Source organism: uncultured Fibrobacter sp. (genome assembly GCF_900316465.1).
Taxonomy (GTDB): Bacteria; Fibrobacterota; Fibrobacteria; order Fibrobacterales; family Fibrobacteraceae; genus Fibrobacter.
In genome coordinates this window covers 1-20,113 of the sequence record NZ_ONDD01000008.1, presented here as the reverse complement: position 1 = coordinate 20,113, position 20,113 = coordinate 1, and the positions used below count along the sequence as shown (strand labels likewise).

The 20,113-nt window shown below is 51.6% G+C and carries 17 protein-coding genes and 2 tRNA genes; 11 read left to right on the top strand and 8 right to left on the bottom strand.

The features are described 5' to 3' along the window. Positions 1-9 precede the first annotated feature (9 nt). From QZN53_RS04515 to QZN53_RS04505, 3 genes are read left to right on the top strand one after another with little or no spacing between them, the layout of a single operon-like run. Positions 10-891: a 4Fe-4S dicluster domain-containing protein gene (locus tag QZN53_RS04515; protein WP_163437713.1), complete on the top strand. Its 882-nt coding sequence runs from the start codon at positions 10-12 to the stop codon at positions 889-891. Next, positions 891-2,669 carry an NrfD/PsrC family molybdoenzyme membrane anchor subunit gene (nrfD, locus tag QZN53_RS04510; protein WP_163437712.1) on the top strand — a complete coding sequence of 593 codons (1,779 nt, stop codon included), beginning with the start codon at positions 891-893 and terminating at the stop codon, positions 2,667-2,669. The genes QZN53_RS04515 and nrfD overlap by 1 nt, the downstream gene beginning before the upstream one ends. After that, on the top strand, positions 2,669-3,115 hold the full coding sequence (locus QZN53_RS04505; RefSeq protein WP_163437711.1) for a hypothetical protein: 447 nt from the start codon (positions 2,669-2,671) through the stop codon (positions 3,113-3,115). Before nrfD ends, QZN53_RS04505 begins: the two co-directional genes overlap by 1 nt. Here the strand turns inward: QZN53_RS04505 and QZN53_RS04500 are convergent. Continuing rightward, a complete protein-coding gene (locus tag QZN53_RS04500; protein ID WP_163437710.1) occupies positions 3,112-3,864 on the bottom strand; it encodes a hypothetical protein in 753 nt (250 codons plus the stop codon). The two genes, QZN53_RS04505 and QZN53_RS04500, sit on opposite strands and share 4 nt — an antisense overlap. A 12-nt stretch (positions 3,865-3,876) precedes the next feature. Then, on the bottom strand, positions 3,877-4,887 hold the full coding sequence (locus tag QZN53_RS04495; RefSeq protein WP_163437709.1) for a hypothetical protein: 1,011 nt from the start codon (positions 4,885-4,887) through the stop codon (positions 3,877-3,879). A gap of 126 nt (positions 4,888-5,013) precedes the next feature. On the opposite strand from QZN53_RS04495, the gene QZN53_RS04490 reads away from it, so the two are divergent. Both QZN53_RS04490 and QZN53_RS04485 read left to right on the top strand, forming a co-directional pair. Beyond that, a tRNA-Lys gene (locus QZN53_RS04490) sits at positions 5,014-5,086 on the top strand. A 337-nt stretch (positions 5,087-5,423) separates the two neighbouring features. Then, positions 5,424-5,497: transfer RNA gene (locus QZN53_RS04485), tRNA-Pro, on the top strand. Between the two features lie 53 nt (positions 5,498-5,550). On the opposite strand, the gene QZN53_RS04480 is transcribed toward QZN53_RS04485, so the two are convergent. The 5 genes from QZN53_RS04480 to QZN53_RS04460 form a co-directional block, all read right to left on the bottom strand. Beyond that, complete coding sequence (locus QZN53_RS04480) at positions 5,551-6,099, bottom strand: hypothetical protein (RefSeq protein ID WP_163437708.1); 549 nt, start codon at positions 6,097-6,099, stop codon at positions 5,551-5,553. 313 nt (positions 6,100-6,412) lie between these two features. After that, positions 6,413-7,744, bottom strand: a complete 1,332-nt coding sequence (trmFO, locus tag QZN53_RS04475; RefSeq protein WP_163437707.1) for a methylenetetrahydrofolate--tRNA-(uracil(54)-C(5))-methyltransferase (FADH(2)-oxidizing) TrmFO — start codon at positions 7,742-7,744, stop codon at positions 6,413-6,415. Next, entirely contained in the window at positions 7,744-8,199 is a 456-nt protein-coding gene (locus QZN53_RS04470; RefSeq protein ID WP_073322735.1) for a hypothetical protein, read from the bottom strand. Before QZN53_RS04470 ends, trmFO begins: the two co-directional genes overlap by 1 nt. 9 nt (positions 8,200-8,208) lie before the next feature. Continuing rightward, complete coding sequence (locus tag QZN53_RS04465) at positions 8,209-9,294, bottom strand: IMP cyclohydrolase (protein WP_367269175.1); 1,086 nt, start codon at positions 9,292-9,294, stop codon at positions 8,209-8,211. A gap of 5 nt (positions 9,295-9,299) precedes the next feature. After that, positions 9,300-10,154 carry a NifU family protein gene (locus tag QZN53_RS04460; RefSeq protein ID WP_294651871.1) on the bottom strand — a complete coding sequence of 285 codons (855 nt, stop codon included), beginning with the start codon at positions 10,152-10,154 and terminating at the stop codon, positions 9,300-9,302. Positions 10,155-10,332: 178 nt separating this feature from the next. Between QZN53_RS04460 and QZN53_RS04455 the strand changes: the two genes are divergently transcribed. Next, on the top strand, positions 10,333-11,130 hold the full coding sequence (locus QZN53_RS04455; protein WP_163437705.1) for a hypothetical protein: 798 nt from the start codon (positions 10,333-10,335) through the stop codon (positions 11,128-11,130). A gap of 157 nt (positions 11,131-11,287) precedes the next feature. Then, positions 11,288-12,256, top strand: a complete 969-nt coding sequence (locus QZN53_RS04450; RefSeq protein WP_163437704.1) for a hypothetical protein — start codon at positions 11,288-11,290, stop codon at positions 12,254-12,256. Positions 12,257-12,326: 70 nt separating this feature from the next. On the opposite strand, the gene glgC is transcribed toward QZN53_RS04450, so the two are convergent. After that, entirely contained in the window at positions 12,327-13,577 is a 1,251-nt protein-coding gene (gene glgC / locus QZN53_RS04445; RefSeq protein WP_072797738.1) for a glucose-1-phosphate adenylyltransferase, read from the bottom strand. Positions 13,578-13,847: 270 nt separating this feature from the next. Between glgC and QZN53_RS04440 the strand changes: the two genes are divergently transcribed. The 4 genes from QZN53_RS04440 (at position 13,848) to QZN53_RS04425 (ending at position 20,013) form a co-directional block, all read left to right on the top strand. Further along, the gene (locus tag QZN53_RS04440; RefSeq protein WP_072797739.1) at positions 13,848-15,707 is read left to right on the top strand and encodes a phosphoenolpyruvate carboxykinase (GTP); all 1,860 of its coding nucleotides are present in this window, start codon (positions 13,848-13,850) and stop codon (positions 15,705-15,707) included. Positions 15,708-15,961: 254 nt separating this feature from the next. Then, positions 15,962-16,558, top strand: coding sequence for a PadR family transcriptional regulator (locus tag QZN53_RS04435; RefSeq protein ID WP_163437703.1), 597 nt, complete (start codon positions 15,962-15,964; stop codon positions 16,556-16,558). Positions 16,559-16,612: 54 nt separating this feature from the next. Then, positions 16,613-19,132, top strand: a complete 2,520-nt coding sequence (locus QZN53_RS04430) for a glycosyl transferase (RefSeq protein ID WP_163437702.1) — start codon at positions 16,613-16,615, stop codon at positions 19,130-19,132. Between the two features lie 161 nt (positions 19,133-19,293). Beyond that, complete coding sequence (locus QZN53_RS04425; protein ID WP_294651867.1) at positions 19,294-20,013, top strand: hypothetical protein; 720 nt, start codon at positions 19,294-19,296, stop codon at positions 20,011-20,013. Positions 20,014-20,113 lie beyond the last annotated feature (100 nt).

Sequence of the window (20,113 nt, the reverse complement as noted above, 5' to 3'; positions counted from 1 at the left end):
CTTATGGGTATGGATCGTCGCGAATTCATCAAGAGTTGTTCTCTGGTAGCGGTAATGGGGCTGCTGTTTGGCTGCCGCAAGATTCCGCTCGAAGAACTCGCCGGCGATTTGCCAAGCCTCAAACGTTTTGAAGACGAAGTCAAGCTTGCCCTGTCGCAGGCGAAAAAATCCCTCGACCTCGTGAAAATCCCGACTCCGGGTGCACTCAAGATTCCGGGAGCCTCGACCCTCAACCGTTTCGGCATGGCGATAGATCTGGATGCCTGCGACGGTTGCGGCAAGTGCATTCTGGCCTGCAACCTCGAAAACAACGTGCCGCTGGTTCCCGATGAAGATGCTGCCCGCGGGCGTTTTATGCACTGGGTCGACATGCGCGGCAGCGCCCCCTTCATGTGTGCGCACTGCGGGAATGCCCCGTGCGAACGAGTATGCCCGACGGGGGCCGCAAACCACACGCCCGATGGCTTGAGCGCCATGATGTACAAGCGTTGTACGGGTAGCCGTTTCTGTGGCGCAAATTGCCCCGTTCAGGCTAGAAAGTTCAATTTTAACGACGCCCAAAAGCTAGGGCTTGCCCGACAGTTCAATCACGAAGTCCCGCTTCGCGACAAGGGCGTCATGGAAAAATGCAGCCTTTGCCTGCACCGCCTGCAGAACGATCGCCTTAAATTCAAGACGTCGCTTACCGTTGGCGTAACCGCCGAAGAATGGCGCGGTCGCGGCGTCAAAACTGCTTGCGCCGAAGCCTGCCCCAAGAATGCAATCATCTTTGGCAACTGGCTCGATGAAAAGTCGCCGCTGGTAAAGCAGACCAAGAACCGTGTTCTTTACGCGCCCCGCGAACTGGCGAACCTTGACCCATCTGTGGTATTTATGCGGGGGATGCGCTAATGTTTCGCTACCTGATGATTTTGGGGCTAACGCTGTTTTTGCCGGGGCTTTATGCTCTGGGGTACTCGATTTATCAGGGACCTTCGGCTTGGATGGTGGATTCCCATACCTTCTGGGGAACGCCCATTAGCCTGTTTGTGTTCTGGATTGGCCTTGCCCATGCCGGCACGCTCCTGTCGGCGATTTTCCTCGCGCTCGATATCAAGCTTGACCGCCGCACGGCTTTAATTGCAGAGCTTTCGACGCTCGTGAGTCTCGTGTTTGCGGCAATTTTTCCGCTTATGCATTTGGGCGTCATCGATAACTTTTACATGGTGGCCCCCTTCCTCGATGCCCGCGGCAATTTTGCCAATGTGCGCTCGCCCTTGGTTTGGGACTTCTGCTGCATTGCTGTATATGCGCTTCTGTCGCTCTTGTTCTTTGGCGTACATTTAAAATCCCGCGAGAACCCGCTGCTGGAACGTTACCGCAAGCCGATGGCGTGGCTCTTGTTCCCGCTGGTGCTCTGGGTGCATACGGTGGTGAGCCTTGATTTTGCAACCACGTTCGTGCCGGAGTGGCGCGGCGCGTTCTTCCCGGTTTACTTTATCGCGGGAGCGATTCTTTCGGGCCTTGCGCTTGTGAACCTCTTGATTTGCGCCGAAGGCTACCGCGTGCGTCTCTTGGAACGCCTGCAGCTTATATGCACCTGGATCCTTTGCGCTATCTGGATTTGGGACCTCATCATTAAAGGCTATTTCTGTACATCGGCATTTATCTTTGCCGGAGTCCTTCCGCAACTTCGAATGGTGGCGATTATTCGCGAACATCGCGTCGGCCGAATATTCTTCTCGGTCTCGATTCTTATTGGCTTATTCCTGGAACGCTATTATCTTGTTTCGCCCTCGGCAGGGCAGGCCGCGGCAACCTTTGGCCGGATTGACTTGGGCCTTGTTACCTTCTCGGTAGGCGGTTTCATGCTGCTGTTCTTCGGCTTTCGCCGTTACCTAAACCGCAACATGGAGGGGGCGGGCTCCTATTTTGGCGAAGTCGATGGCACCGATTTGGCCGAAGCCGAACAAGAGGAATTTGAAAAAGAAAACTTCACGGGCGTGCGCGGTATCGAAAAACTCAAAAAAGGCTTTTACATGCAGCCTTGGTCTTCTGAAGAATACCACATTCTGCGTTTCCCCTTGCTGGTGGGCTTTGCTGCGGCCATTCTCTTCTCTGTGTGGGTGTGGGGCCAAAGCGTGTTTGCAAATGTTGACCTTTCAATTGCCAACGTGATTCCGCTCTTGTACCCGATTATAGCCGTCGTGACGGCGGTTACCCTGTGCGTTCGTGCTTATCTCGTTGAACAGACTTTCGTTTTGACTCGCCGCGAAAAAACGCTGTGCGTGATTTTGTTCGTTCTGGCGGCAGCCTGCCTTGGAACATTCTTTGCCGGCGGCGCTTCTCAAAAGTCGAATGTTTCGCTTACCTCTTTGACGGTGGCCTCCCTGAATCATAGCCAAGATTCCAGGTTCATTTGGAATGCCCGTTGTGCCACATGCCACGGGACCGATGGTCGCTTCAATGAAAAATTCGTCCGCGAATTCTACCCGGTGCCGCAAAAGCTGGATATCCTGCGTCTCGATAGCCTTGGCGCAGATTCCTTGGTCAAGGTGATTTTGAACGGCCGCGGCAACATGAACCCCTACGTGGGTCGCTTGACTCCGAGTGAAGCTTTGGGCCTCGTGAATTACATGCGGACGCTAGCCGAAAAATCCGCTCCCGAATCGGCAAAGGAGGGTGAATAATGACACCTCTTGCCAATTCGCTTTCTTGCCTGATTGCCCTCGGCTGTGCCTCGTTCTTGTGGCGTAAGGGATCGTCTCCATATCGCAATGGTGGCTTGCTAGCAGGCTTCTTGGTTCTGTTCGGCGTGTTCACTTGTTTTGCCGGCGAAACCATAGACCCGACTTTGGAACATTATCCGTTCCGTATGCTCGCCCTGTGCCTCTGTCTTTCGACCACCTCGCTTCCGCTTTATCGTAGGCGTTACTTGGTGCTTGCGCAATCGCTTTGGTGCTGGATTGAACTCTTTGGCGGCATTGCCCTTTATTACCGTGGCATCGACATCGCCTGGACCAGAATCCTCGCGCTTTTGAGCATGACGCTTTGCAGCACGTTCCTTTCTAAAATTTCCAAGGAAATGGAATTTTGCCTGATGGTCTTCTGGCTCGCTGTCTGGGTGTTCTTCTAAACCGAAATTTCTTTGAGATAATCCGCGGTTAGTTTTGAGAGCGATGTTGCTTTGTCGCGCTTGAATTGACGGCGTTTCTTGCCTTTATCGAATCCCAAGAATTTTGGAGCCATGGTCAGATGGCGGAACGTGAAGGCGGATAGCAGACCAACGGGGAGGCTCTTGTAATAGATTTCCCACAGCGGAGCGACCGCTTGATTTTCGTGCAAGAATCGCCCTGTTAAAAGTCTGGCGTAGTCGCCTTCGTTCAATGAGGCTACCAGGTACGGAACGTTGAACATCTTCCCGCCGGCGTGTGCCATACGGAGAGCGTAATCCAGCAACCTGTATTCGGGCGGCAGGTCCAAATCGAATAACCCGGTGCGCTGGATAATGCGGCTCGAAAACACCGCAATCATCGGATTTGGGGCCGCAACAAATCGCATCTTCTCGTTTTCAGAAATGGGGGAGAATCCCTTGCTTCCGGCAAGCAACAGCCCGCCATGGAATTTTCCGTCACACTTCAGGCGCGGCGCAAAAGCGTCCACCATCGGGAAACCTTCGGTGACTTCGGCCAGGTTGTTCAGAAAGTCTCGGTCAATTTTAACTGCGGGCTGCGTAATGACGACCCATTCCGCATCGATGCTTTGCAACGGGCGGTTCCAGTCACAGTCGTGTAACCAGCCGAGGGCCGGATCTTCAAAAGGGGGAATCCATTTGTCGAATTGCGGGGAGTTTTCTTCGAGAACAATAACGTCAAACTGCCGCATTGCAAGCCTGAATTAGAAATTCACTCGCACGCCAAGCCTGTGTTCATGACCCATGCCTTGGGCAAGGTACGAGAAACTGTAATCGAGGGCGAGCAAGTCCATCGCATAGCCCAGGCCCGCGCTCAACATGTGGGCGTTGTTCGTTTCGTCGGGGCGGTCTTCTGACGCCATGAGTTCCTTGGCGTCGCGGATCAAGTCAAGCCAAGTGCGCTGAAAACCGGCGCGAACAAAAAGATGCTGGCCGAGTGCGTATTCGCCACCCAAGCTTAAGAAGGCTTCTTGATAACGCGGAAAATCATTGTCAACAAAAACCGTGAGGCGGGGGAGAACCTTGGGCCTAAAGTAGCCGGCAATGGCAAACGTCTGCGACATCGGGTAGAAATCATCTTCGCCGTCGTCTACATAGTCGCGCAACAGGCAACCGAAGTCACGTGCCATAATGGCTAAACCGTAGCGCTTGCTTTCGGACTGCCAGGTGAGACCCCAGTCAAAAGCGGCACCCAAGGCCGTGCGGTCTCCGGCGTCGTCCGTGAGCTTGTCTGCAGCGAATTTAATCGTTGCACCGAAGCGGATATGCTTCATGGGGAAGGCGACCGATGCCGTAGCCAGCTGGCTGAACGGTTCGTAGTCGTTACCCGTGGCATCACCATATTCGTTGTAGCCTTCGATTGTGCCGTAAGAAAGCCAGTTGTACGAGACCTGGAAAATGTACTTGTTGTAATGCCCGGTATAGCTGATGCTACCCTGGTTGTCGGCCATGTCGCCAGTTTGCCAGTGAACCGATGCAATGTGGTTCTTGCCTTCGGGCAAAATGACTGCTGCCGGGTTAAGTTGTACAATCGTCGGGTCGGTCGAATTGCTTGCACCTGCCGACTTTTCGAGAGCTGCGTTACGCGGGCTATCAAAGGTATTGATAAACGAAAACACTTCTTGTCCGGCATCGCCTTGAGTAAAGTAGGCATGGCTTGCTACGGGGATTGCTAGTAGTGCCGAGACCGTTGTCAAAAAGTGCTTCAAATTCATGATTGAAATTTACAAATATTGTTGCCGTGAGAGCGGAAAAATCCGCAAAAAAGCGTGAAATTTTACGATTAAATAGGGATTCCGCCTTTACAAAAGGCGAAACGTTTAATATATTTGGGTGCGTTCGGGCTACTAGCTCAGTTGGTAGAGCAACGCCCTTTTAAGGCGTGGGTCGAAGGTTCGAGCCCTTCGTAGCTCAGGAAACCGGTTCTAGATTTTCTAGAATCGGTTTTTCTTTTAAAAAGGCCCCTCAAGTGAGCGTTATTTTATTATATTTGTCGCACTCGGGGTGTAGCTCAGCCTGGTAGAGCGTCTGCTTTGGGAGCAGAATGTCGTCAGTTCGACTAGAATCGTCGAGAGCGAAGCGAACATGACGATTCTAGGCCTTATCTTGAACGAAGTTCAAGTAAGCCCGAAGGGCAAAATGTGAAACGAAGTGAACATTTTGGCAATCTGGTTACCCCGGTCCGTAAGGACCATGTTTTTCATTAAATTTATTTCCAAAAGGCAGAATATTTTATTATATTTGTCGCACTCGGGGTGTAGCTCAGCCTGGTAGAGCGTCTGCTTTGGGAGCAGAATGTCATCAGTTCGAATCTGGTTACCCCGATATAACAAAGGCACCCTTACAAAGGGTGCCTTTGTTATTTTCGCTATATTAGACTACTTACAGCCATCACATGAGGTAATTACATTTCTTCTTTTCCATGACGTATAATCTTCTTTTGTAATAGTTTCTCCTGAATTAGGAAGATCTTTGTCGAAAAAAACAACTACGTATGCAGATGTATTAGATGAAACGTAATATCCGGATGAAGTTTGTGATGTAAATTGGTTCGTGTAGGGATTGTAATTGGTTGTTGTTGAACCGGGAACATAGGTTGTACTTGAGGAGACGACTCCACGATCTAAAATAAGAACACTTTTAGCTCCGATAGTCATACAGTCGTAAGCAGCTTCTTCATTTTCGTAGTTGCCTTTAGTTTCAACATGACTGTCTCCTAGAATAAATTCGTTGAATTCATCAATTGTGGAGTTGAATTTTGTCGGAAGAGCTGTTCTTGATACTGTGCATTTATTGGATTCTTGTTTCCGAGGCCCATTATAAGCGTGAAGTGCAGATACCTGATAAGCACAACTGGAAAGGTATACTGTAAATGAAAAAAACAGAGCTATTTTAGCGAGATGGCTTTTACGGTGAATTTTTTTCATTTTAAACGTATTTTTGTTTTGTTGGATTTGTTTGATTTCTTTTAATATACCTTTTTTCAGAGAAAAAGAGGGCAAAATACGAAACGAAGTGAGCTTTGCGGCACAAAATTAGCCTATGCACGAACAGCGAGAGTGCGTAAGGCGAATTTTGCGCTACGCCTATAGGCGTAGCCCGTAGGGTTCGCGCCGCTCGGCAAAGCCGAGTAGCGGTGAGAACGAATCTGGCTACCCTGATACACAAAAGGCCTCCCTTCTGGGGGGCCCTTTGTGTATCTAAGGTAGCCAGATTAGCTTCACCGAAGGTGAAGCCCTTCTACACCATCTTCCTATCGGCAATCCACTTTCGAACAGATTCTTCGGCGCGAGCCGCAAGAATCTCTTTTTTATTCTTTTTCTTGAGGCCTTCGTGGTGGGGGAGCAGCCCGAAGTTGAAATTCATGGGCTGGAAGTCTTCGTTTTCTTCCACCAGGCGGTTCATGAGCGAACCGATGCAGCTTTCGTCCGGTAGCGGGTCGGCATGTCCGTGTAGAATCGTCTGTGCCATGTTCCAGGCGGCGTACCAGCCGGTAGCGACCGCTTCAGTGTAGCCTTCGGAACCCGTAATCTGGCCCGCAAACCATGTAGGCGGAATGTTCTTGGCGCATTCAAGGTCCGGACGCAGGCGGAGCGTCTTGTCCAGGAATTTGGGCGATTCAATGAAGGTGTTGCGGTGCATGCAGCCGAGGCGTGCAAATTTCGCATTGCGGAGTGCCGGCACCATGGTGAAGATTTCCTTTTGCGTGCCCCACTTGAGGCGCGTCTGGAAACCCACCATATTGAACAAGGTCTTTTGCTTGTTTTCGGCGCGGAGCTGGATGACCGCGTACCACAATTTTCCGTTGTTGCCGAGACCCAGGCCAATCGGGCGCATGGGGCCGTGACGGAGCGTTTCAAAACCGCGGCGGGCCATTTCTTCCACCGGCAAGCAACCTTCGAACAGTTCGTTCTTTTCGAACGGACGTGGCTCGGTGCTTTCGGCTTCGCAGAGCTTGCGCACAAATTCGGTGTAGGTTTCCTTGTCCAGCGGGCAGTTGATAAAGTCTGCTGTTTCGCCCTTTTCCCAACGGTTGCGGTAAAAGGCGTGGTCAAAGTCGATACTGTCGGTTTCGACGACCGGAGCGATGGCGTCAAAGAAGTGCAGGCGGTTGCTACCCAGGCGCTTGAAAATGTCATCGGCGAGCGCATCGCTTGCCAAAGGTCCTGCGGCCACCAAAGTAGGGCAGTCGCCTTCGAGGCTTGTGACTTCTTCGCGGTGTAACGTGATGTTGGGCGACTCAGCAATCTTCTTTTCGACCGATTCGCTGAAAATATCGCGGTTTACGGTGAGCGAGTCGCCTGCGGGCACGGCCGCTTCGCGGGCCGAATCCAGCAAAAAGCTCCCGAGCATCGTGAGTTCCTGCTTCAAGAGACCATGAGCAGATGTAATGCCCAACGCCTTGAAGCTGTTGGAACAAACTAATTGTGCCAAATGACCGTCCTTGTGGGCAGGGGTCTGCCGCACCGGGCGCATTTCGTACAAGTCCACCTTAAAACCGCGACTAGCCAGTTGCAAAGCCGCTTCGCAGCCAGCGAGGCCGCCACCAATTACACGTACGCGTTCATTCATTAGTTCGCTATCATCTTGCGGTAGCTTTTGGCATTCCCGATCCAGAGCTTTACGAGCAGTTCCTCGAGCGAGGCCGAAGTCACGTACTCGGGGTCTGCGTCCTGGATCTCGTCGGAAATCATGTTCGCCTGGGTCGGATTTAGCATGCCGTAATACAGGGCTTCCATGAGCTGCGACAAGAATTCCGGTGACACGCGTGCCACGTATTCCATGTCGTTGAGCGGCGGGAGCTGGCTTTTGTCGGGACTGAACTGGTCCAAGTTGTCCATGGTCCACAGGTCAGCGGCCTTCCCCATATCGGCGGTCATGGCAACACTCTTGATAGCGGAACGGTATTCGTCCCACTCTTTCGCGGTAGTCTTGCCGGCCTTGCGAATCTTTTTCAGGAAGGAAAGGACCGTGTAATACAGGTCCTTTTCCCGCTGATTGATTTCCTTCTGAGAAGTCGGAACCATAGGCGACCCTTAGTGGCGGAAGTGCCTCATGCCGGTGAACACCATGGCAATGCCGAATTCGTCGCACTTCTCGATAGAGAGGTCGTCCTTCTTGGAACCACCCGGCTGCACAATGTAGCGCACGCCAGCATCGTGGGCGGCTTCGACGTTGTCCGGGAACGGGAAGAATGCGTCGGAACCCATCACGACTTCGCCGAAGACCTTCTTTTCCAAAGCCTTGAGGCCGGCTTCATTAATGCACTTGCCGTTTTCATCAAAGAAGGGCTTGGCCTCTTCCATGCGGGCGACGTTGTCGCGCACGCGCGGCTGGCATAGACGGAGGTTAGAGTCAATGCGGTTCGGCTGGCCGGGGCCAAGACCCATCACCTGGAAGTAGCCGGGCTTGTATTCGTAGCCCATCACGATGGCGTTACTCTTGGTGTGCTTGGTCACGAGCCAAGTAAAGCGGGCGAGGTCTTCCTTGTTCTTCGGGAACTGGGCCTTCGTCACGCATTCAAACTTTTCGTAGGTGTCCACGTCGCGGTCCTGAACGAGCATGCCGCCAATCACGTGCTTGTACACCTTGCAGTGGGTAGCCTTCTTGATTTCGCCGACTTCCAACAGGCGAATGTCCTTGGACTTGTTCTTCAGGAATTCGAGAGCGTCGTCGTCGAATGCCGGAGCGAGCAAGATTTCTACAAAGCGGCCCTTCAAGAATTCAGCAGTCTTGAGGTCTACCTTGCGGGTCACGGCAATCACGGAACCGAACGCCGACACCGGGTCACCTGCCCAAGCGGCTTCCATGGCTTCACGGAGGCTTTCACCGGTAGCAAGTCCGCACGGGTTCATGTGCTTCACGATCACGACGGCGTTGGTTTCGCTAAATTCGCGGGCCATTTCGAGGGCGGCGTCTGCGTCTACGATGTTGTTGTAAGAAAGTTCCTTACCCCAGAGCTGCTTTGCGGTAGCGAGGCTTGCTTCGGTGCAAGTCGGGTCGCGGTAGAATACAGCGGACTGGTGGGAATTTTCACCGTAGCGCATCGGCTTCGGGTCTACGAATTTCAAAACGAGTTCTTCGGACATAAGGTTTCCTTTGTTGTTTTCAAACTTTAATATAAAATTTAGAAAAGGCTGGGGGGCGGATTGTTATCGTCTAAACCGGCCAAATTTCGGTCCGCATCGGACATTTCGTTCTGCTGGATGTTGTCGAGCGGGTCCTCGGGTTCCACAATCAGGTTGTAATAAACATTGTTCTTCAGTTCGTCTTCAATGTAGAAGAGCGTTCCGCCCATGGCAGAACCGCAACCGGCACATGCGCCCTGGTAGCGGATTTTCAGGCGGTTATCTTCGGTCAAGTCGAGAATTTCAACGTCGCCGCCGTCGCCCTGGAGCATGCCGCGTACGGACTGGTGCAGCCAGGCTTCGATTTTTTCAATCTTCTGAACCTTGGTGAGGGCATTCCATTCGGCGTCCGCTTCGGCGCGGCCTTCGGCGGTTTGCGTGCGGTACTTGATGCGTTCCATCTTTTCACGCACCAGAATGGCGGTGGCTTTCTTTTCGGGATACACGTCGTAAACGCGCTTGATCAGCGTGTTCATCTGCTTGATTTCAGGAGCGGTACCTGCAATAGCGGGCACGTCCGGAGTGTCGCGGAGCTCGAGTTCCAGACTTTCGGCGGTAATTGCGCAGGCTTCGTCGATGGTTGCCATCTGGATCTTTTTGCAGAAGGTGTCTGCAAGGGCGGTGAAAATCGGGCCGCCATAAGTAAAGAATCTCGTTTCCAGAATCTTGTCACATTCCGGGTCAATCATCAAATAAACTTTAAGGCTAGCCTCTTTGACATCGACCAGGGCGAGGCCTTTTTCGTCGGCTTCAATCTGGAAAATGGCGCCACGGTATTTGGGGGCCTTGGCAATTTCTTGCAATTTTTGGGACATTTCGTTACACGGCGCTTGGCTCAGGTTTTCTTCACTCATGGGCACAAATTTAGAAATTTTGGGCTGTTTTGTGCGAAAAAGCGAAGAATGCAATGTTTTTATAAGTGTGTAAAAATTATTTCAAGACTGTTCGAAATATTGTTTAAAATTGTTTAAACAGCGTATTTCTGAGTAAGAAATGCTTATATTGAAGATATCTTTTTCAAGGAGTGACAATATGAATCTAAAAAAGTTGGGCTTTGCAGTAGTTGCTGCATCCATGTTCACTTTCATGGCTTGCGACGATTCCTCATCGGCTAGTTCCGAAACACCTGCAGGCGGTGAAGATCAGCCGTCTCTTTCGAGTGAATCTAATGCCGGTGGAGATGAAGCCCCTGCAAGTTCTTCAAGTGTAGAGAGTTCTACAAAAGAATCGACAGACCCTGCAAAAGAAGGCTCTGAAGGCAAGACAGATGAACCTCCGGCAGCAAGTTCTGCAAGCGAGGAACCCGCAAACGAAGAACCCAATACGGATGCCCCGGTAGATACATCTGCCAATGTTGGCCCAGGTTCGTTCGATTTCGATACTACGGGCTTTACTTTTGATTCCACGGCTTTCGCCGACATGATGAAGTGTGACGAAGAAGGCGCTACCCAGAATATGATGGGTGCTGCCGTGTTAGTTTGCACGGACGGTCAGTGGGTATATGATTCCACAGCGACTGCTGCAGCCAACAAGTGCGACGAAGAAGGTGCCACGAAGACTGAATCCATGGGAATGGGTGACGCCTTTAGCATGGACATGACCTATATCTGCAAGGATGGTCAGTGGGAAATGCAGATGCCCGACTTCGGTGGAATGTTCGGTGGCGACAGCACCGGTGGATTCCCGGGCGGCATGAACTTTGGTGATTCCAGCTTTACGATGCCCGGCGGTGGCATGGGCGACTTCGGCGGCGGAAACTTCGGAGATTTCGGTGGCGGCAACTTTGGTGGTGCAGGCCAAATTCCTGAAGAAACTCCTGGCTTAAAGTAGTTTTCTCTCCCAAAATACCTAAAAAGCCTCGACTATGTCGGGGCTTTTTTTTGTGAATAAACACATATTTTATGCTTGGGTAAATTTTTTTTTGAAAAACTGTTGTTTTTTTATAATAAAAAGATATCTTTCTCGTGAAACATACAAGGAGACAATGATGAATATGAAAAAAATGGGCTTAGCCCTTTCCCTGACTGCTGCATTTGGACTTATGGCTTGCGGCGACTCTTCGAGCAATGCTAATGGCGGTATGCCAACTTGTAACGTGACTTCCGATGCGAATTCTGTAACGATGACTTCTAGCTTTCAAGGTGAATCCTATATCCAGAAGGTCGTGATTGATGGCGATTTCACGATTAAGACTACGACCATGAAGGGAATGCCTCAAGAAGATGTCGATGAAGAATGTTATATTACAAAGATGGACAATCGGGGCGCAGAAGTGACGTGTAGTGGAAACACCATTACCGTCAAGGACGATGCCGATGGTGTTACGATTGAATATCTCAAAAAGAATGCCGAGTCCATGTGTAAGGATATAACCAGTGGCGGCTTCGATGATGCTGACGAAGAAGTTGAATATCCGAGCAAGTACGATGGCCAGAATAAGGAAGAAGATGTTCCGGGTGTCATATACAGCAATGATCCTAAGTCTGTCGATGAAGACCCTGAAGGCGGCGACAGTGATTCTGTAACACCTTCTGAGACGAATCCTAATCCGAATACGACTGTAGATGTCATGGGTAGTTATGGTCAGTCCTGTTCTATTGAGGGCGAAAAAAAGAATGACGTTATTTTTGGCATGGATGTTCCCATGATTTGCAAAAATGGCATGTGGGATGCCGATGAAGACGCCATGGAACAAGCCCTGTTGTGCAGTGTGGAAGGCTCTACGAAGGACACTGTCATTGCCGGCATTGCCATGACATTGACTTGCGACGAAGGTGAATGGACCATGGACGAGTCGTCTTCCGAAGAGATGCTGAAGTGCAGCCAGGAAGGTGCAACGAGTATTGTAATGGGCCTTCCCGTGGTTTGCAAGGATGGCTCCTGGGAACTTGACGAAGATTCTGTGGATTGGGGCGAATATGGCGATTGGGATGAATCTAGCGTCATCGTTGATTAACTGAATCGCCTGATTGGATATGGAAAAGCCCCGACTTCTGTCGGGGCTTTTTTAATAGGTTGGAAAGGCTTTATGCCTTGATGATGGTATCCTTCGCAAGAACCACGATTCCGGATTCGGTCACGTGGAAGAGCTTCTTGTCGCGTTCAAGGTCGTAACCAATCTGGAAGCCGGCCGGAATATGCAGGCCTTTCTCGATGATGGCACGGCGCACCTTGGCGCCAGGGCCAATCGTCACGTTCGGGAAGAGGATCGATTCTTCGACAAGGGCGTCTTTCTGGATAGAAACGCCGGGGGAGAGAATGCTCTTGACCACCGTACCGCCGCCAATGATACAGCCCGAAGACACGATGGAGTCGATAGCTGCACCCTGGTGGGCGTTGCCGTCGCCAGCGAAGAATCTTGCAGGAGGCTGGTTCCAATTGAAAGTACGGATCGGCCAGTAGTTGTTGTAAAGGTCAAACGGCGGGTTTTCGGAGCAGAGATCCATGTTCGCTTCAAAGAAGGCGTCGAGCGTTCCCACGTCGCGCCAGTAACCCTTGGTAGAAGCTTGTTCGCCGCGCACGATATTGGTGTTGAAGTCGTACACGTAAACGGGGTAGTCCTTGTACAGGCTCGGAATGATGTGCTTGCCGAAGTCGGTAGCGCCGTTTTCGGCACCCTTCAAAAGTTCACGCACCAGGAACTTGCTCGTAAAGATGTAGTTGCCCATGCTCGCAAGGCAGTAGCCGGGGTTGCCGGGCATTTCTTTGGGGTTCTTGGGCTTTTCTTCAAAACCGATCATGCGGTTGTCGGCGTCCACTTCGATAATACCGAATTCAGATGCTTCGGAAACCGGCACCGGAATGGCCGCAATGGTCAAAAGGGCGGCGCGGCTCAGGTGGAAATCAATCATCTGGTTGATGTCCATCTTGTAAATATGGTCGCCACCGAAAATGGCCACGAGGTCCGGGCGTTCGTCGGTAATCAGGTTGATATTCTGGAAAATGGCGTCGGCAGTACCCTTGTACCAGTCATCACCGGTGCGCATCTGCGCAGGCACCAAGTCCACATATTGGTCCAAACTGGCGTTCAAATTCCAGGCGGCAGAAATGTGCTTGTTCAAGGAATCGCTCTTGAACTGGGTCAAGACCTTGATTTTAAAGATGCCGGAGTTGATAAAGTTGTTCAGCACAAAGTCGATAATGCGGTAGGTTCCGCCAAAATGGACGGCAGGCTTCGCGCGGTCGCGGGTGAGGGGCTGTAAACGGCTGCCTTGACCGCCGGCCATGATCATGCAAAGGATGTTTTTCTGGTGTTCTCTAGAATAAGACCAACTCATATAGCAATAACCTTATAATGAGGGCTATAACGCCCTTTTCGTGTATACAAGCCTAATTTATGTAATTTTAGGCTAAATGAAAAGATTTTTACAAAAAAAATCGAAATTTTTTTGCACTTGTCTGTATAGGGCGGACTGCGTGTGGCGGATGGATGGGGTGATTTAGTTCAAAAAATTGCCAATGCCCCTGCAATTTGGGCATTGTTTTTTGTAAATTTTACCGCGTTCGAAATTATCGAAACTTAACGTTAAACCAAACAGGAGCTCATAATGAGTCTTACCCTTAACGATATCAAGCACCCGAAGATCAGTACTTGGGTGAATGAAATGATTGCCATGTGCGAACCGGACAACGTCGTTGTCGTTGACGGCTCCAAGGAAGAATACGATGCCCTTATGCAGAAGTGCGTCAAGGCCGGCCTCGCCACGAAGCTCGCCAAGAAGGAAAACTGCTACCTGTTCCGTTCTCTCCCGTCTGACGTGGCCCGCGTCGAATCCCGTACCTTCATTTCCTCTGTGAAGGAAGAAGATGCAGGTCCGACCAACCACTGGATCGACCCGTCTGAACTCAAGCAGACGATGCGTAAGCTCTATAAGGGTTGTATGCACGGCCGTACCATGTACGTGATTCCGTTCTGCATGGGCCCGCTCGGCTCCCCGATTTCCAAGAACGGTATCGAAGTCACGGACTCCGAATACGTTGTTCTCAACATGGACATCATGACTCGCGCCGGTAAGAAGGTTCTCGACATCTTCAATGCAGACGTGAACGCTGAATTCGTTCCGTGCCTCCACTCCGTTGGTAAGCCGCTCCGCGAATGCGAAAGCGACAACGGCATCTGGCCCTGCGCTGACGTTGAATACAAGTACATCACTCAGTTCCCCGAAGAACGCCTCATTTGGTCCTACGGTTCGGGCTACGGTGGAAACGCTCTTCTCGGTAAGAAGTGCTTCGCTCTCCGTATCGCTACCGTTCTCGCTCGCGACGAAGGCTGGCTCGCTGAACACATGCTCATCCTCAAGCTCACCAACCCGAAGGGCGAAGTCAAGTACGTGACTGGCGCATTCCCGTCTGCTTGCGGTAAGACGAACCTCGCCATGCTCATCCCGACTATCCCGGGCTGGAAGGTCGAAACCATCGGTGACGACATTGCATGGATGAAGTTTGGCAAGGATGGCCGTCTCTATGCTATCAACCCGGAAGCTGGCTTCTTCGGCGTTGCCCCGGGTACTTCTGCAGAATCCAACAAGAACGCTCTTATCTCTGCAGAAAAGAACACCATTTACACCAACTGCGCCCTCACTGAAGACGGCGACATCTGGTGGGAAGGCATCGGCTACCCGGCCAAGGGCAAGCTCGTTGACTGGAAGGGCAAGACCCGTGACGCTCTCCCGAAGGACAAGGCTCCTAAGGGCGAAGAAATGGCTCACCCGAACGCTCGCTTCACCGCTCCGGCCAAGCAGTGCCCCTGCATCGCCAAGGAATGGGAAGATCCTGCTGGCGTGCCTATCGACGCTATCCTCTTCGGTGGCCGTCGTCCGTCCACCATTCCTCTGGTTCACCAGTCCCTCAGCTGGAACCACGGCGTGTTCCTCGGCTCCATCGTGGGTTCCGAAATCACGGCCGCCTCTACGATTGACGCCTCTCAGGTCGGTAAGATCCGTCGCGACCCGTTCGCAATCCTCCCGTTCTGCGGCTACAACATGGGTGACTACTTCAAGCACTGGATCGAAATCGGTAAGAAGTCTACCGAAGACAAGCTCCCGAAGATCTTCTACGTTAACTGGTTCCGTAAGGATGCCAACAACGAAAAGCTTCCGGGTGGCTTCATGTGGCCGGGTTACGGCGACAACAGCCGCGTGCTCGCTTGGATCTTCGACCGTTGCAACGGCGATAACTCCAACGTTGTTGAAACCGCTATCGGTTACATGCCGAAGACCCTCAACACCGACGGTCTCGCTGACTACTACAAGGAAACCCTCCCGGAAATCCTCAAGGTTGATGTGGAAGGCTGGAAGAAGGAACTCGCCGACGTTAAGGAAAATCACTATCCGAAGTTCGGCAAGCACCTCCCGAAGGAACTCTCCGACATCATCGACATGATCCAGGATCGCCTCAACAAGGCATAATAAGGCGAGTGAAGCGGGAACAAACTCGTTTGTTCCCATTTCCGAGCCGATATGCCTGCGCTCGAAGAGCGCAACGCATAATAAGTTTCTTTAAGGAACTTTAAAATCCCTGCTACCATTCGTGGTGGCGGGGATTTTTTTCGTTATTTGAAAAATTATTGCCCCAAGCTTTCAATTTTTAGTTATATTCCAAGTTGGAATAGTCCAATAAGTGAACCTTAATGGATTTTTCTGAAATTAGAAGAAGGGTATATATGAATCGTTATGACTTGGTACTTCTGGGGCTTATCCTGGAAAGGGAACGCAGTGGTTACGACATCATTACCGAAGTTCGTAATCGCGAACTGGACCGCTGGGCAAACCTCAGCACGTCGACCGTTTACAACAGGCTTGCGACACTCGAAAAGCATGGTGATATCGCTGGCCGTAGCGAACGCGATGGTAACCGCCCTGAACGTGTGGTTTTCTCGATTACCGAAAAAGGTCGAGAAACTTTGCGCAAGGAAGTGCTAAAGCATTTGACCGGCTTTAACGATGACCCGAGAACGCTCGGTTTTGCCTTCCTTTTCGGTGCAGAACAGAAGGAACTCATTCGTACTCTCGAAGTGCATGAACGTCGATTGGTTAAAGAAGTGGAACGCTTGGAACAGATGATTGCCGAAGAACCGCGCCCAACCCTTTTTGCCGAAGGTCCGTTCCTCAACTGCATGAGCCGCGACCATATTTTGGTGGAACTCAAGTACGTGCGTGCCGCAATCGGTATTCTGCGTGATCCCGTACGCAACAAGAAACTGGATGGATATTTCTACATCAACTTTGGAAATCGCGATTTTGTGAATAAGAAAGACTAGTTTTTTCTATATTTACGCTCGTTAAATTTTAACAACCCCTCTTACGGAGAAACAATGGCTACAAAACAGACCAAGAAGAGCGCCCCGAAGGCCAAGAAGGTTGCAGCTAAGACTGCTGCAAAGTACGGCTACTTTGACGACGCCAAGAAAGAATACGTGCTTACCACGCCGGCAACCCCGATCAAGTGGTGCAACTACGTTGGTACTTTGAACTTTGGTGGTATCGTCGATACTACTGGCGGTACCCTCGTTTGCAAGGGCGACCCGGCCCTGAACCGTATCACCAAGTACATCGCCCAGATGCCTTGCTCTGACTTTAAGGCCAGCACCATCTATATCCGCGTGAAGAACGCCAAGGGTTACACCGTGTTCTCTCCGTTCGTGGTTCCGACTCTTACCAAGATGAAGAAGTGGGAATGCCACGTGGGTCTTTCTTACATGCGCTGGATCGCCGAATGCGAAGGCCTCCGTACGCAGGTGACGATTTTCGTTCCGACCGGCTCCAACACTCTCCTTCAGGACATCCAGGTCACGAACCTCGACAAGGCTTCCAAGGAAGTGGACATTATCCCGGTTTATGAATTCAGCCACTTCGAAGCTGAAAAGCAGCTCACCAACGCCGACTGGGTTCCGCAGACCATGACCCTCAAGGGCCACTGGGAAAAGGACGGCCACGTGGTGCTCGAACAGTACGCTTACATGAAGCGTGACTTCGCCGTGAACTATGTGACTGCAAACTGCAAGGTCGGTAGCTTCGATGGTGACCGCCGCGTGTTCCTCGGTGCAAACGAAATGGGTTCCTGGGCCGCTCCGCTCAGCCTCGCCAACAAAGAACTTTCCAACAGCGAATGCGATCGTGGCGACAACATTGCCGCTCTCATGATCCACGCTGGCAAGATTGCCGCCGGCAAGACCTTCCGCACCTGCACCCAGCTCGGTCAGGAACAGAGCCTGAAGGTTGCCTCCAAGGCTATCGCCAAGTACCGCGACTTGAAGAACGTTGACAAGGCTTTCGACGAACTCGCCAAGTTCTGGGAAAAGTACCTCTCTACGATCCAGGTGCAGACTCCGGATGCAGCGTTCAACTCCATGGTGAACGTGCACAACCCGCGTCAGTGCCACACCACCAAGAACTGGAGCCGCTACCTGTCCCTGTATCAGCTGGGCTACGGCACCAGCCGCGGTATCGGTTACCGTGACTCCAGCCAGGACCTTATGGGCGTGATGAGCCACATGCCGGAAGAAGCATTGGAACTCGCCTTGAACCTGCTCTCTGTGCAGCGTCCGGAAGGTAACGCCATGCACCAGTACGCTCCGCTCGCCCTTGCTGAAGACAACGGCAACGAAGCTAACGCCGGTGACTCCCGCGAAAAGAAGGGTGTGCTCGACGAAAACGGCAACCCGGCTTACGCTGACTGGTATGGTGACGACCACCTGTGGATCGTTCTCACTATTGCCAACTACCTCAAGGAAACCGGCAAGATGGACCTCCTCAAGAAGGAAGTTCCGTTCTACGAAGCCGGCAAGAAGCGCGCTCAGCGTGAAAAGGGCACCGTGCTCGAACACCTCAAGCGTTCTCTCAACTTTACCCGTACTCACCTCGGTAAGCACGGCCTTCCGCTCCTCGGCTTTGCCGACTGGAACGACTGCATGAACCTCCCGCTTGGTGCAGAATCCTCCTTCAACACGGGCCTGTATGCTAAGGCTCTCCTTGAAATGATGGACATCTGCGAAGCTCTCGGCGACACCAAGTCTGTCGAAATGTACAAGGGCTGGTACGAAGACGTGAAGAAGGCCTTCAATGACAGCGCTTGGGACGGCAAGTGGTGGGTCCGCTGGTTCGACAAGCAGGGCAACGCCTACGGCACCAACAAGGCCAAGTACGGCAAGATTTACTGCAATAGCCAGTCCTGGTCTGTGATTTCTGGCATTGCTACTGGCGACCGTGCCGTGATGGGCATGGATAGCCTGAACAAGCTCCTCAACACCGCCAACGGCGTGAAGAGCTCTACTCCGGGCTACCGCGGCTTCGACCCGAACGTGGGTGGCATTTCTACCTATCCTCCTGGAGCCAAGGAAAACGGCGGTATCTTCCTCCACACCAACCCGTGGGTGATGATTGCCGAAACGATTCTCGGCCGTGGCGACAAGGCCTTCCAGTATTACAGCCAAATTAACCCGGCTGCCAAGAACACCAAGCTCGACGAGTTCGAATCTGAACCGTATTGCTATCCGCAGAACATCCTCGGTGACGAACACAAGCAGTTCGGTATGGGCCGTAACGCATGGCTCTCCGGTACTAGCTCCTGGACCTACCAGGCTGCAACGCAGTTCATCATCGGTGTCCGCGCAAGCTTCAAGGGCCTCATCGTGAATCCCTGCATCCCGAGCTCTTGGGATGGCTTCAAGGTGACTCGTAAGTTCCGCGGCGCTACCTACGAAATCGAAGTGAAGAACCCGAAGCACGTGTGCAAGGGTGTCGCCGAGATGATCGTGGACGGCAAGAAGATTGACGCCGATGTGGCCCCGATCTTTACGAAGGGTGTGCACAAGGTCGTCGTGACGCTTGGTTAATTTGAATTAGAATTTAAGTTCTAATTCAAATTGAGAAATTGAGTCTGCTTCTCACGAAGCAGACTTTTTCTTTTGTTTGTATTTATATTTAGGGTGTGAAGTTTAATCGATTGATAATTTTGTTGTTGGGCGTCTCTCTCGCTTTGTTGGCGGGGTGCTCGATGCGGCCGCCATCGGCGGGGGCCTTTATGTCGGCCTACCAGAACCGCGACAGTATGGGCGGCTTTATCTTCGATGTTTCGTTTACGAAATATACGGCATCCACGTCTGATTCAGCGTTACAGGCTACGGAAAACGAACACAGCACTAGTGTTTGGGAAGATGTCGTTGAACAGGAATCGCCGTTCGATTTTGGCTTATCGATCCTTCACTTCAAGAATCATCTAGGCCTTGGTTTTGGATTTCAGTTCCTTAATCCCTACATCTCTTTAGGGGCTGCCTTTGACCATTTCGGTATCATGGGGTGGACAGACTGGAGGCTTATTGCTGTTTGTGATGGTAAACCAGAAGCGTTTCGGGGCGGCATAAGCGTAATGGAACAGATTTCGCCGACTCCCAATCTGTCTGTGGGATTGTTCCAGTTTGCCTCCCGGAGCGAGGCTCTCTACATGGCGGGGGGTGGCGATGTCTGGGTGCCCTATAAGAATGACGATTCGGAACCGTATAGTTGCTGGGACGATGATACGGATTGCTTCTGGAAAAAAGAGAAGTCGGACTTTGCCGAGCCCTATTACTACGGCTTTATCGAGTTTGGTGGAGGTACCTATGTGAGGTACAAGATGAACTCGGTGTTTGGCTTGGGGCTTGAGTTCAGGTACAGCTACGATGTGACCTACAAGGCGAACCGACTTGCTTTTACCATGAATCTCTTTTTGGGATAATTCTAGAAGAGCTCTTATCGTTTAAAAAGTCCGCTTCGAACGAAACGGATTTTTTATTTTTGTGCGCATGAAGAATCTCGATACGACGCTTTATTTTATT

What these genes read in the sequence shown, in the direction of transcription:
- QZN53_RS04515 (WP_163437713.1), top strand. Translation starts at nt 10, where the DNA reads ATGGATCGTCGCGAATTCATCAAGAGTTGTTCTCTGGTAGCGGTAATG.
- nrfD (WP_163437712.1), top strand. Translation starts at nt 891, where the DNA reads ATGTTTCGCTACCTGATGATTTTGGGGCTAACGCTGTTTTTGCCGGGG.
- QZN53_RS04505 (WP_163437711.1), top strand. Translation starts at nt 2,669, where the DNA reads ATGACACCTCTTGCCAATTCGCTTTCTTGCCTGATTGCCCTCGGCTGT.
- QZN53_RS04500 (WP_163437710.1), bottom strand. Translation starts at nt 3,864, where the DNA reads ATGCGGCAGTTTGACGTTATTGTTCTCGAAGAAAACTCCCCGCAATTC.
- QZN53_RS04495 (WP_163437709.1), bottom strand. Translation starts at nt 4,887, where the DNA reads ATGAATTTGAAGCACTTTTTGACAACGGTCTCGGCACTACTAGCAATC.
- QZN53_RS04480 (WP_163437708.1), bottom strand. Translation starts at nt 6,099, where the DNA reads ATGAAAAAAATTCACCGTAAAAGCCATCTCGCTAAAATAGCTCTGTTT.
- trmFO (WP_163437707.1), bottom strand. Translation starts at nt 7,744, where the DNA reads ATGAATGAACGCGTACGTGTAATTGGTGGCGGCCTCGCTGGCTGCGAA.
- QZN53_RS04470 (WP_073322735.1), bottom strand. Translation starts at nt 8,199, where the DNA reads ATGGTTCCGACTTCTCAGAAGGAAATCAATCAGCGGGAAAAGGACCTG.
- QZN53_RS04460 (WP_294651871.1), bottom strand. Translation starts at nt 10,154, where the DNA reads ATGAGTGAAGAAAACCTGAGCCAAGCGCCGTGTAACGAAATGTCCCAA.
- QZN53_RS04455 (WP_163437705.1), top strand. Translation starts at nt 10,333, where the DNA reads ATGAATCTAAAAAAGTTGGGCTTTGCAGTAGTTGCTGCATCCATGTTC.
- QZN53_RS04450 (WP_163437704.1), top strand. Translation starts at nt 11,288, where the DNA reads ATGAATATGAAAAAAATGGGCTTAGCCCTTTCCCTGACTGCTGCATTT.
- glgC (WP_072797738.1), bottom strand. Translation starts at nt 13,577, where the DNA reads ATGAGTTGGTCTTATTCTAGAGAACACCAGAAAAACATCCTTTGCATG.
- QZN53_RS04440 (WP_072797739.1), top strand. Translation starts at nt 13,848, where the DNA reads ATGAGTCTTACCCTTAACGATATCAAGCACCCGAAGATCAGTACTTGG.
- QZN53_RS04435 (WP_163437703.1), top strand. Translation starts at nt 15,962, where the DNA reads ATGAATCGTTATGACTTGGTACTTCTGGGGCTTATCCTGGAAAGGGAA.
- QZN53_RS04430 (WP_163437702.1), top strand. Translation starts at nt 16,613, where the DNA reads ATGGCTACAAAACAGACCAAGAAGAGCGCCCCGAAGGCCAAGAAGGTT.
- QZN53_RS04425 (WP_294651867.1), top strand. Translation starts at nt 19,294, where the DNA reads ATGCGGCCGCCATCGGCGGGGGCCTTTATGTCGGCCTACCAGAACCGC.